10 protein-coding genes are annotated in these 12,358 nt (G+C 60.0%); 8 read left to right on the top strand and 2 right to left on the bottom strand.

Going from position 1 to position 12,358, the window contains the following annotated elements; translation table 11 throughout:
- Positions 1–53: 53 nt before the first annotated feature.
- The 7 genes from hrpA (at position 54) to F0M18_RS05275 (ending at position 8,581) form a co-directional block, all read left to right on the top strand.
- Positions 54–3,788, top strand: a complete 3,735-nt coding sequence (gene hrpA / locus F0M18_RS05305; RefSeq protein ID WP_149610365.1) for an ATP-dependent RNA helicase HrpA — start codon at positions 54–56, stop codon at positions 3,786–3,788.
- A gap of 178 nt (positions 3,789–3,966) precedes the next feature.
- Positions 3,967–4,344 (top strand): HvfA family oxazolone/thioamide-modified RiPP metallophore, encoded by a 378-nt coding sequence (locus F0M18_RS05300; RefSeq protein ID WP_149610364.1) that lies wholly within the window; start codon positions 3,967–3,969, stop codon positions 4,342–4,344.
- Positions 4,344–5,201, top strand: a complete 858-nt coding sequence (locus F0M18_RS05295; RefSeq protein ID WP_394349382.1) for an HvfB family MNIO-type RiPP peptide maturase — start codon at positions 4,344–4,346, stop codon at positions 5,199–5,201. Before F0M18_RS05300 ends, F0M18_RS05295 begins: the two co-directional genes overlap by 1 nt.
- On the top strand, positions 5,198–5,947 hold the full coding sequence (locus tag F0M18_RS05290; protein WP_262500833.1) for an HvfC family RiPP maturation protein: 750 nt from the start codon (positions 5,198–5,200) through the stop codon (positions 5,945–5,947). The genes F0M18_RS05295 and F0M18_RS05290 overlap by 4 nt, the downstream gene beginning before the upstream one ends.
- Before the next feature lie 64 nt (positions 5,948–6,011).
- Complete coding sequence (locus F0M18_RS05285) at positions 6,012–6,734, top strand: MlaA family lipoprotein (protein WP_149610363.1); 723 nt, start codon at positions 6,012–6,014, stop codon at positions 6,732–6,734.
- A gap of 181 nt (positions 6,735–6,915) precedes the next feature.
- Complete coding sequence (locus F0M18_RS05280; RefSeq protein ID WP_149610362.1) at positions 6,916–8,097, top strand: PP2C family protein-serine/threonine phosphatase; 1,182 nt, start codon at positions 6,916–6,918, stop codon at positions 8,095–8,097.
- Between the two features lies 1 nt (position 8,098).
- On the top strand, positions 8,099–8,581 hold the full coding sequence (locus F0M18_RS05275; protein WP_149610361.1) for an STAS domain-containing protein: 483 nt from the start codon (positions 8,099–8,101) through the stop codon (positions 8,579–8,581).
- Positions 8,582–8,596: 15 nt separating this feature from the next.
- On the opposite strand, the gene tal is transcribed toward F0M18_RS05275, so the two are convergent.
- Both tal and dusA read right to left on the bottom strand, forming a co-directional pair.
- Positions 8,597–9,547: a transaldolase gene (gene tal, locus F0M18_RS05270; protein ID WP_149610360.1), complete on the bottom strand. Its 951-nt coding sequence runs from the start codon at positions 9,545–9,547 to the stop codon at positions 8,597–8,599.
- Between the two features lie 48 nt (positions 9,548–9,595).
- Positions 9,596–10,639 (bottom strand): tRNA dihydrouridine(20/20a) synthase DusA, encoded by a 1,044-nt coding sequence (gene dusA, locus F0M18_RS05265; RefSeq protein WP_149610359.1) that lies wholly within the window; start codon positions 10,637–10,639, stop codon positions 9,596–9,598.
- A 363-nt stretch (positions 10,640–11,002) separates the two neighbouring features.
- Here dusA and F0M18_RS05260 point away from each other — a divergent pair, with 363 nt between their 5' ends.
- Positions 11,003–11,719: a response regulator transcription factor gene (locus tag F0M18_RS05260; protein ID WP_149610358.1), complete on the top strand. Its 717-nt coding sequence runs from the start codon at positions 11,003–11,005 to the stop codon at positions 11,717–11,719.
- Positions 11,720–12,358: the final 639 nt, after the last annotated feature.

Below are 12,358 nucleotides of genomic sequence, written 5' to 3'. Positions count from 1 at the left end.
CGGTTCTCACGTGCGTGAAGCATAGCCGATTTCCCCCATACTTGAACGACATCATGACGAACAGCCCGGCTGGCGCCCCCATTACTATTCACTACCCGGAGGAGCTCCCGGTCTCCGCCCGCCGGGACGAAATCGCGCGCGCTATCGCCGAACACCAGGTGGTGATCGTCGCCGGAGAGACCGGCTCGGGTAAAACCACGCAGCTGCCCAAGATTTGCCTGCAGGCCGGTCGCGGCAGTGCCGGTCTCATCGGCCACACCCAGCCGCGACGACTGGCCGCGCGCACCGTGGCGCAACGTATCGCCCAGGAACTCGGCGGCGAACTGGGTGGGCTGGTGGGTTACCAGGTGCGCTTTACTGACCGGGTGTCCGAGGATACCGCGATCAAGCTGATGACCGATGGTATCCTGCTCGCGGAGATGCAGCGCGATCGCCTGCTCAAACGCTACGACACACTCATCATCGACGAGGCCCACGAACGCAGCCTGAACATCGACTTCCTGCTCGGGTATCTCAAGCGCCTGCTGCCCAGGCGCCCCGACCTGAAGCTCATTATCACCTCCGCGACCATTGATGTGCAGAGCTTCTCCCGTCACTTTGATGATGCCCCGATCATCGAGGTGTCGGGGCGTACTTTCCCGGTGGAGACACACTACCTGGAAAACACCCCGGAAGATGAAAGCAGCGCAGAGCGCATCTCGCGGCTGGTCGCGGATATTGACGCTGGCGACTACGGTAAGCGCGGTGATGTACTGGTGTTCCTTCCGGGGGAACGCGACATTCGCGAAGTCGCCAAACAACTGCGCCAGGATACGGAGCTGGATATCCTCCCGCTGTATGCCCGGCTGAGCCAGGCCGAACAGAACCGGGTATTTGACCTGTCAAAACGTCGCGGCCTGCGCGTGGTACTGGCAACCAATGTGGCGGAAACCTCGATCACCGTGCCGGGTATCCGCTATGTGATCGACCCCGGTGAGGCGCGCATCAGTCGCTACAGTTATCGCACCAAGGTGCAGCGCCTGCCGATCGAGCCCATCTCCCAGGCCAGTGCCAATCAGCGCCAGGGTCGGTGCGGCCGAGTGGAATCAGGAGTTTGCCTGCGCCTCTACAGTGAGCAGGACTTCCAGGGGCGCCCTGAATTCACCGACCCGGAAATCCTGCGCACCAACCTGGCATCCGTGGTGCTGCAAATGCTCACCCTGGGTCTCGGTAAAGTGGACGCCTTTCCCTTTATCGATCCTCCCGACCCGCGCATGGTGCGCGATGGTTACAAGTTGCTACAGGAGCTGGGCGCGGTCACCGCAGAGGGTCAACTGACGGCAGTTGGCCGGCAACTGGCGCGCCTGCCTATCGATCCGCGCCTCGGTCGCATGGTACTGGCCGCCGCCACCCATCACTGCCTGGCCGAGGTGCTGGTGATTGCCAGTGCACTGGCAATCCAGGACCCGCGGGAGCGGCCGGCGGACCAGCGCTCGCAATCCGACCAGTCGCATGCTCGCTTCAAACACGAAAAATCGGATTTCATGGCGTGGCTCAACCTGTGGCGCTATTACGAGGAACAGCGCCAGGCACTGAGCCAGAACCAGCTGCGCAAGCTGTGTAAGCGCGAGTTCCTGTCATTCCAGCGCATGCGCGAGTGGCGTGATATACATATGCAGCTCACCATTGCCTGTCGCCAGCAAAAGCTGCGCCCGGCAACGCAACTGCCGGAGGAAGAAAACTATGAGGGCGTGCATCGCGCGCTGCTGGCCGGCTTGCTGGGCAATATTGCGCAGCACCAGGAAGACCGTGAATACCTCGGTGCGCGCAATCGCAAGATGCAGATATTCCCCGGCTCGTCGCAGGCGCGCAAGAAGCCGAAGTGGCTGGTGGCCGCGGAGATCGTGGAGACCTCGCGGGTGTTCGCACGGACTGTCGGCACAATCGATCCGCAGTGGGTTATCGACGTCAATCCCGGCCTGCTCAAGCATCACTATTACCAGCCGCGATGGCAGTCCCGCAGCGGTCGGGTGATGGCCTGGGAGCGCCTGACCCTTTATGGCCTCACCGTCTCTGACAAGCGTTCGGTGCACTATGGCCCGATCAACCCGGCGGAAGCGCGCGAGTTGCTGATTCGCGAAGGCCTGGTGGCGGGCAAGTACCGGCAGCATCCCGGCTTCCTCAAGCACAACCAGCGCCTCGTCCGCGAACTTGAGGAACTGGAATCGCGGGTCAGGCGTCGGGATATCCTGGTAGATGAAGAAGTCCTGTTCAGCTTTTACGATGAGCGCCTGCCCGCAGACTGTTACACGGCAAACCACCTGCGCGCCTGGTTGAAAAAGCACTCCCAGGCCGATGGGGAACTGCGCCTTCAGCGCGAGATGCTGCTGGCACGGGACCCCGGCGCCCACTGGGAAGAGCAATTCCCGGACCAGCTGCAGTGGCACGACCTGCAGTTGCGCCTGAGCTATCAGTTCGAGCCCGGTCGCGAGACGGACGGGGTCTCGGTGACCGTCCCTGTCGCCCTGCTCAACAGGGTGCCGCGCTACCTGTTTGATTGGCTGGTACCCGGCCTGTTGCGCGAGAAATGTATCGCACTGGTCAAGGCGCTGCCCAAGGACAAGCGCAAGAAACTGGTCCCGGTGCCAAATTACGTTGACCGTGCCCTGGCAGAGCTGGCCCCCTGCGACAAGGACCTGCGCGTCGAGTTGGCGCGGGTGCTGGGTAAGCTGGGGGGCGTGTCCCTGACCGTCGACGACTGGCGTATGGATAAACTCGACGATTATTACCGCATGAATATTCGCGTGGTGGACGGCGAGGGTCGCCTGCTGGAGCAGAGCCGCGATTTGCAGCGCCTTATCGAGCAGTACCGCAGTGATACCCGCCAGAGTCTCAGTAGCGATGAGCGCGAGTCACCCGCGCGGGCTGGAATTACCCGCTGGGACTTCGACGCGCTGCCGCGAGAGTGGCGCTTCCGCCAGGCCGGTATAGAGATTCTCTCGTTTCCCGCGCTGGTTGATCACCGCGACACGGTGGCAATCGAGCTCTGTGACTACCCCGAGGCCGCACGACAGGCGCATCGCCTGGGCGTGCTGCGCCTGCTGCGCCTGCACAGCGCGCAATCGGTCAAGTACCTGCGCAAGCAAATGCTGCGCGGGAATGAATTCAACCTGATGCTGGCGGGAGCGGCGGTGGAGCGCACTGTGCTGGTTGACGACCTGGTGGACGCCGCGTTTGTGCGCGCCATGCAACTGGATGCAGAGTTGCCGTACACGGAAGAGGCGTTCCAGCAGCTGTTGCAGCGTGGCAAGGGCGCCATTGTTACCGAGGCCAACGATATCGAAAATGTGCTGCAGGCCAGCTTGCCGGTGGCTGCGCGTATTCGCCAGCTGCTCGCCAGTATGGACTCAAAAAAGTGGCAGGGGAGTCTACCGGACATGGCGCAGCAACTGGCGGCGCTGTTGCGGCCCGGTTGCCTGCGCGACACCCCGGCGAGCTGGCTGGCGCAGTATCCCCGCTACCTCAAGGCCTTGCTCAACCGGCTGGAGCGCCTGCCGGGCCAGTATGCCAAGGATCTCAAGTACACTGATATGCTCAGTGCGTTGGCGACGCCACTCGCGACGGCGCAGACCGAGCGTGAGGGACTGTTGCGCGCCTGCCCCGCGGCACAGACGTTTCGCTGGATGCTGGAGGAATTTCGCGTGTCGCTGTTCGCGCAGAATCTCGGCACCCGCCAGGCGGTATCCGAGAAGCGCCTGCGCCAGCAGTGGTCGGAGGTGGAAACCTGGTTGCAGGCCAATCCTGGCTGAGGGGCAGTTTGCGGCAACCCCGACCGCTTGTAAAAAATTGCTGACTAATTCACTGGGGTATTGAAACTTCCTCGACCGGGCCCTGTCACAACAGGTGTCACGTGGAGCCCCGGAGGGTTGTATCAGCTCCGCGCGGCGTGCTAAGACAACAAACTCGACTACCAACAGGGAACCTATCATGGCTCATTCCAAAAAAACTCTGGCCGCCGCCCTCGGCGCAGCCTTCCTGGCAACTTCTGTAGCACCGATGGCGTCTGCGGAAGTGAATCCGTTTTCTGCCCAGCAACTGAGCGGCGGCTATGACCTGGCCAACTATGGCAAGCACGGCGAAGGCAAGTGTGGTGAAGGCAAGTGCGGCGGTGAGAAAGCCGACGGCGAAGGCAAGTGCGGCGAAGGCAAATGCGGTGACAAGAAAGCCGACGGCGAAGGTAAGTGCGGCGAAGGCAAGTGCGGCGACAAGAAAGCCGACGGCGAAGGCAAGTGCGGCGAAGGTAAATGCGGCGGTGAGAAATCATCCGGCGAAGGCAAATGCGGCGAAGGTAAGTGCGGCGGCTGATGCCAATGCAAGATGCCGGGTTCCACGGAGCGGGACTCGGCCTGCGGCGGGCCCTGTTGGGCCCGATGCTCGACATGGACCAGGGAGCGGTCGATTTCCTGGAGCTTGCGCCTGAAAACTGGATAGGCGTGGGTGGGCGCTTCGGTCGCCAGTTGCGGCAGATGGCGGAGCGCTACCCCATAGTACTGCACGGCCTGTCGCTGGACATTGGCGGCCCTGACCCCCTGGACATGGAACTGGTCAGCGCGGTGCGCGCATTCATGACCGAGTTTAATGTGCCACTGTACAGTGAGCACCTGACCTACTGTGCGGCGGAAGGCCACCTTTACGACCTGCTGCCGATCCCTTTTACCGAGGAGGCGGTGGACTACGTGGTCGCGCGGATTGTCCAGGTACAGGACATCATCGGCGCGCCGATCGCGCTTGAAAATGCCTCCTACTACGCGCAACCGCACCAGGACATGACGGAAGCGGCGTTTATCAATGCTGTCCTGGATGGCAGTGGCTGTGACCTGCTGCTCGACGTCAACAATATCTACGTGAACAGTATCAATCACGGGTATGACCCCATTACTTTTATGGAATCGCTGCCACTCCAGCGTGCCCGCTATATCCACGTGGCCGGGCACTACGACGAGGCTGAAGACCTCAAGGTGGATACGCATGGCGCTGATGTAATCGACCCGGTCTGGCAGTTGCTGGCACAGGCTTATCAGCGCGTTGGCAACTTGCCGACACTGCTGGAGCGCGACTTCAACCTGCCGCCACTGACCGATCTGCTGCAGGAAGTGGAGCAGGTGCGCGCCCTGCAAGGGCATGCGCAAGCCACGGGTGTGGCCTCCGGAGGGGGGTCGTGAGTGGCGCCGGCCTCAGACAGGCGCAGCTACGCATGGCCGCCCACCTGCGCGACCCGCGACACCCGGCACCGGAAGGTGTGGAGGAGCGGCGCCTGCAGGTATACCGGGATCTGATCTACAACAATGTGGAAGGTTTCATCAGTGGCGGTTTTCCCGTGCTGCGCAGCCTGTATGACGACGCCCAGTGGCAACAACTCGTGCGCCTGTTTATGGATCGACACCGTTGTCGCTCGCCTTATTTCCTCGAGATCAGCCAGGAATTCATTGCCTACCTGATGGACGAACACCAGGCGCGGGAATGTGATCCCCCGTTTATGGCTGAGCTGGCCCACTACGAGTGGGTGGAACTGGCCCTCGACGTGGCCGAGGAAACATTGCCGGCGGAAGCGCCCGTGGCGGAGCTATCGCAGGCCGTGTTGACCCTGTCACCGTTGGCCTGGGTGCTGCATTACGCTTTCCCGGTGCATGAAATCGGGCCGGGTTATCAACCGACCGAGGCGGCAGCGCCTACTTTCCTGGTGGTGTATCGTGATCGTCAGGACAAGGTGCAGTTCATGGCGCTCAATGCGGCTACCGCCAGGCTGCTCGAGTTGCTGCGAGACAACCGCTCCGCTGCCACCGCCGCCGTGATCGATACACTTGCCGCGGAGATGGGCGTGGATAGCCAGCAAATAGCCGGTTTTGCACTGGAGCAAATCGGTAAGCTGCTGGCCAGTTCGGTGCTGCTGCCGGTGGGCGATAATTGACAAGGCTTGCCCGCCTGCCATAGTGAGCGTAACATTTCCGCCTCTTATTCCGGTCCGCCATGCCATGAAATTCGCCCCCTTACTGCTGCTCATTGTGTTTGCGCTTGCCCCGCCAGTAGCCGTAGCGGAGGAGAAGGCACCTAATCCGGACCCGCTGGAAGCGATTAACCGGCCCTTGTTCGCTCTCAACAACACCTTCGATAAGTACCTGCTGCGGCCAGTGGCGAAAGGCTATGACTGGGTCATGCCGGGTTTTGCCAAGCGGGGCGTGGGTAACCTGTTTGCCAACATGTACGACTTCAACTCGGCCATCAACGGCGTGCTGCAGGGGCGTTTTGTCGGCGCCGCACAGGGAGGAGGGCGCTTCCTGGTAAACAGCACACTGGGCCTTGCCGGCCTGTTTGACGTGGCGACGCCGATGGGTATTCGACCCTACCGGACCGACTTCGGCCACACGCTGGCAATCTGGGGGGTAAAACCCGGGCCTTACATCATGGTGCCGTTCTTCGGTCCACGTACTTTCCGCAGTGGTACCGGGACCATATTCGATACCTATACCTCAATCCCCACGTATATCGATAACGTGCGTGTGCGCAACTCCCTCTGGGGCCTGGAACTCATTGACGGCAGGGCGAGGCTGCTGCAGGCAGACGAACTGTTGAGTGGTGACGAGTATATCTTTGTCCGCGATGCCTACCTGCAGCAGCGTGAGACCTTCGTCAACGATGGCGTGGTGACAGACAACTTCTCCGATTTCGACCGCGGTGAGGACTGGGAGGACTTCTGATCCGCCCGCGCCCTGGTTCAGCACCGTGCCGTTTGCCTGCGCCGGTACCCGGCCGATGAAGGGGGCACTCGGGTCCGGAATCCAAAAGTGTGAAATCCTGCCCAATCCGGTGTAAGCATGGTTGCCTGCCTATGGTGATGGGCGTAGTGTCGCTGATAACCCTATAACGAACATCACCCGCATGGAATTGATTGGTACCGCACTGGTGGTTGACCACGATGAGGATCGCCTCAGGTCGCTGGCAGCGTTAGTCGAGACCCTGGGCTATGCCACCGAGGTGTACACGGATGCCAACGCGGCACGTGAATACCTTCACCATCGCCCCGACCTCGACGTTATTCTGTGTGAAATGGACATGGAAGGCCTGAGCTGGGACTTCGCCAGCCGCACGCTCAAGGAAATGGACGTGCAGATCCCGGTTATCCTTATCAGCGACGAGGCCCAGGCCGACCGCATGATGCGGGCCCTGCGCGTTGGCGCCAGCGACTTTTTTGTGCGGCCCATTGCCGATGTCGATGCCCTCAAGCGCTCCATGGACCGCTGCATGCGTCAGCGCCAGGTGCGCCGTGAACTGGAACAGTCACGGCACAGTCTGGAAGCCGCCAATACGGAACTGCGCGGCACGATCAAGATGCTGGAGCAGGACCAGCAGGCCGGACGCCAGGTGCAGATGCGGATGCTGCCGGCAACGCCGCTTATCCTTGATGATTACGTGTTCAGCCACACGGTTATCCCGTCTCTCTACCTCAGTGGTGATTTCACCGACTACTTCACGGTCGGCGATCACTTTGTCACCTTTTTTATGGCCGATGTGTCCGGCCATGGCAGTTCGTCCGCGTTTGCCACCGTGTTGCTGAAAAACCTGTTTGCACGCAAGCGTTCCGACCTGCTGCGCCGTAGCGACGATACCATTCTCAGTCCCTCGGCCCTGCTCAAGCGCGCCAACCGGGAGCTGATGGACCTGGAGGTGGGCAAGTTCGCCACCATGGTGGTCGGGGTACTCGATATGCAGACCAACACGCTGCGTTACAGCGTGGCCGGGCACCTGCCGCAGCCGGTGCTGGTGAGTGGGGAGGGTGCCCGCTACCTGCGTGGCGAAGGTTCTGCGGTGGGTATCATGGAAGACGCCCATTATGAGGAGCACCTGATCGACCTGCCGGACAGCTTCATGCTGGCGCTGTTTTCAGACGGCATCCTCGAAATCCTGCCGCCGAAGAACCTGATAGAAAAAGAAAAGTACTTCCTTGAGGTATTTGAGCAAGCTGCCGCCTCACCCGAAGAAATGGTGACCCGATTGGGGCTTGACCGGGTGGGCACCGCACCGGATGATATCGCAGCTCTGTTCGTCAGCAAGCGAGGCTGATATGCAGGAAGGAAAAATTCTGGCGGCCAGTCACGATGGTGCCTATGTCATTCGCCTTGAAGGCGACGTGCGCCTCACTCTGTCTACGACGATCGATGAGTACATCCAGCGTATGTTCGAAGACCCGGCATTCGCCAGCGTGTGGGTGGACCTGTGTGAGGCCGAGGGCATCGACTCTACCACCCTGGGACTGCTCGCCAAGCTGGCGCTGGAGGTCAATGACAAGTTTGGCTTTCAGCCCGCGATCTACTCCTGCGACCCCGGGATCAATCGCCTGCTGAAGAGCATGGGCTTCCAGCGCCTGTTCGAACTGCATGAGGAAGCCTGCGCCAACACCGATGAAATCAGTGAAATACCCCACGTAGAGGGCAGCGAGGAGTCGGTGCGCGATAAAGTGATCGAGGCGCACCGCACGCTGATGAGCCTGTCGGAAGAGAACCGGGCCCGTTTCAAGGACCTGTTGTCAGCTTTGGAGCACAGTTAAGCCCGACCCGGGCTGTTACCCGCGGATCAGCTGTTCCAGCTTGATCTGGTCGGCAACAAAATTGCGGATACCTTCAGCGAGCTTTTCTGTCGCCATCGCATCGGCATTCAGCTGGTAGCGGAACTCGACTTCATCCGGAGTGTGCCTTGGGGTCGCCGAGCTGGCCTTGCTGGCATCCAGCTGCTGCGGCAGCGCGGCGGTGTCGGCGGCCAGTTGCTCCAGCAACGGGGGGCTGATAGTCAGCCGGTCACATCCGGCCAGCGCTTCGATCTCACCGGTGTTGCGGAAGCTGGCGCCCATCACCACGGTTTGGTAACCGTGTTGCTTGTAGTAATCGTAAATGCGGCTGACAGACTGCACGCCGGGGTCGTCCTGTGGCTTCAGCACCTGTAAATCGGTGTTGGCCAGGTGCCAGTCGAGAATACGCCCGACAAAGGGTGATATCAGGAAAACCCCCGCATCGGCGCAGGCCACGGCCTGGGTAAAACCAAACAGCAGGGTCAGGTTGCAGTTGATGCCCTCGCGTTCCAGTTCCCGCGCGGCGCAGACACCTTCCCAGGTCGAGGCAATCTTGATCAGGATGCGTTCCCGACCGATACCTGCCTGCTCATACATGCCGATCAGCTTTCTGGCCCGGGTAATGGTGGCGGCGCGATCAAATGACAGGCGGGCATCCACTTCCGTGGAGATACGTCCGGGGACGATACCCAGGATTTCACAGCCCACATCGACGGCGAAGCGGTCGCAACAGTTTGCCAGCTGCTCCGCGTCGCTACCGCCCTGGGCGCTGGCCCAGTGTTTGGCATTCTGCAGCAGCTCCGCATAGTGGGGCAGGGCGGCCGCCTTCAGTAGCAGTGAGGGGTTGGTGGTGGCATCCATGGGCTGAAAACGGCGTATCGCCTCGATGTCGCCTGTATCGGCAACGACGTCGGTCATGGTTTTCAACTGTTCGAGCTTGCTGTTCACGTCTGCTTGTCCTGTGTTGGCTGGCCGGGTGCGTTTATTCACACCCGCTCATGGGTTGGGAAGCGTTGCTGTGTTCGCCGTGGTTTCTATACGGGTGCGGTTGCGCACCTTGTCGAAGGCGTCGCTGAGTACCTCCAGGCCGGCTTCGGGCCGGTAGGCGTTTTCACTCAGGTGGCGCCGGAACTGGCGTGCGCCCGGTACGCCCTGGTAAAGGCCCAGCACGTGCCGGGTGATGTGGTTGAGGCGCGCACCCTGGTCCAGCTGGCGGCGGACATAGGGCAGCAGCCCGGCCAGCACATCATCACGCGAATCCGGACCACTGTCCATGCCGAACAGGCGCGCATCCACCTGCGCCAGCATCCACGGATTCTGGTACGCCTCGCGACCGACCATCACGCCGTCCACATGGGCCAGGTGTTGTTCGGCTTCCTCGAGGCTCCTGATGCCGCCATTGATGATGATCTCCAGTTCCGGCATGTCCTGTTTCAGGCGGTACACCCAGGGGTAGTTCAGCGGCGGGATCTCGCGGTTTTCCCTGGGAGACAACCCCTGTAGCCAGGCCTTGCGTGCATGAACGATGAAAACACCGCAGCCGGCCTCCGCTATCGGTGCCACGAAATCGAGCATCTGCTGGTAGGATTCCATGTCATCGATGCCAATGCGGTGCTTGACCGAGATGGGGATGTCACAGGCGGATTTCATGGCGCGCACGCAGTCCGCCACCAGTGCGGGCTGGGCCATCAGGCAGGCGCCGAACATACCTGACTGCACCCGGTCCGAGGGGCAGCCGCAGTTCAGGTTGACCTCATCGTAGGCCCATTCCTGCGCCCATTGCGCGCAACGGGCCAGCTCCTCCGGGTTGGAACCGCCCAGTTGCAGCGCGACCGGATGCTCCTCACTGTTGTAGTGCAGGAAGCGTTCCCTGTCCCCGTGGATCAGCGCCCCGGTGGTGACCATCTCCGTGTACAGCAATGCCTCGCGCGTGAGCAGGCGCCAGAAATAGCGGCAGTGGTGGTCAGACCAGTCCATCATCGGAGCGATGCAGAAGCGCCGGCTCTTGGAGAAGTCGGAATTGTCATTTTTATCAGGCATTTACAGTATTAATATCGAAACCCGTGTAGGCCGCAAGAGTCCATTGGTGCCGCTGGCGCACTTTAGGCCGTCTGATTTGCCAACGCACTAACGCCTTGTCCAGCTCTCATCCCGCACCGCATGAAACGCGGCAAAATGGCAATAGCCGCCAAGCCCTGTCCACGGGAAGAGTGTTGATCTGAGCGAAAACAGGGTTTGCGGTTCCAGTCCGATTTTAACATCAAGACAGTGCATCTAACGAGGCGGTGTTTTGACATAGTCGTAATCACATACTATATCTAATGTTTCTTTGTGCAGTAATGCGCAATAGTCCTCAATGCATGCAGTCAGTGCCAATACTTCCACGGAACCGGAGGAAGTGCTGTGACGAGAGACAGCTACTTGTTGGCGAACCCATCCGCCAGGGCTAACCCTATTGGCGCGGGGTCCATAGGCTCGGGTGACACTGAACACTACGGTGATACTGTCCATAAGGTGTTATTGGCAGGCAGGAACCAATTGCTGATCGAAGGGCTCTCCGCCCTCCTGGAGTCTCAAACGCAATTTACGGTCGTTGGATTGTTTCATGATGCTGAGTCAGTTCCCGCTCAGCTCAGGTCATCGGAGCCGGAAATCGCAATATTGACGGGGGAACTTCCTGCCAAAAAATGTCGCGAGCCGGGTGACTATCTGTTTGCTGCGGACTCAACGGCATTTGTCTATTTGGCTCCCTGTGATACGAAAGATGTTTTCGGCACAAAATACGACGGCTTTAGTGCGCTCCTCTCCCAGGAATGTGAATTTGGGGAGCTGCTAACTGCCTTGCAAGTCATATTAGCCGGTGGCATTTACATTTCGCCCATCATTCGAAGCAACAGCTCCTTGATCGCTGCGCAGAAGCTTCCAGTTCCACTCTCGGGGCGTGAACTGCAAGTCTTGATGCACCTGGCCCATGGTGAATCCAGCAAGCAAATAGCACGAAATCTGGAGCTGAGTCCCAAAACCGTCAGCACTTACAGATCGAGAATCATGTCCAAGTTGGACCTCCACTCCGCAGCGGAACTCACCAGCTATGCGTTCCGGCTCGGCCTTGTTAACTGAGGCGAATTACGCCCCAAACCATGTTCCCTGCTCGTGATGTAGTCTCTTCGACCTATACCGGAAGTAGTTGTAGATATCTCGTCCTACACTCCGTTACCCGCTCCTGGGTAATACGCTCTACATATGAGAAGCCGAAATTCCTACACTTTCAACCCTCTACTGGCACTCCTGAACCATTACTACACTGACTTGACCAGCCGTGACGCTTGAGCAAGTGCGCCGCGGAAGGAATGTGGATCAGCAATAGACAAGGAGTAAGGAAGATGTATGAAATTATTAATAAAGCAACAGCGGCCGCCATCTTTATTGCGCTAGCGTTCTCAGGATCGGTGTATGCTCAAAACGGCAACGCCTATGGCAAGGAACTCGTGAACATATGTCATGTAGAGGGAGACGATGAATTGCGCTTGATCAGCGTCGCATTACCAGCAGTTGACGCGCACTATGATCACGGTGATCTACCGGAGTTCAGCATCATCGATCAAACCGCACACCTGCACTACAGAAGGCCCGGTAGGTTTGGTGCCGAGAGTGTATGCCCTGCACGGTGCGACCAGATCAATGGCGAATGGACGGGTGCATGGGTAAGCACCATCCATCGCAGACCACCGAGGGGACGGGCAGGCTCCTGTGAGTGTT

This window comes from Pseudohalioglobus sediminis (genome assembly GCF_008370495.1).
Lineage (GTDB): Bacteria > Pseudomonadota > Gammaproteobacteria > Pseudomonadales > Halieaceae > Halioglobus.
Note: the sequence above shows the minus strand (reverse complement) of the source record. Positions and strands in the feature narration are given on the sequence as shown.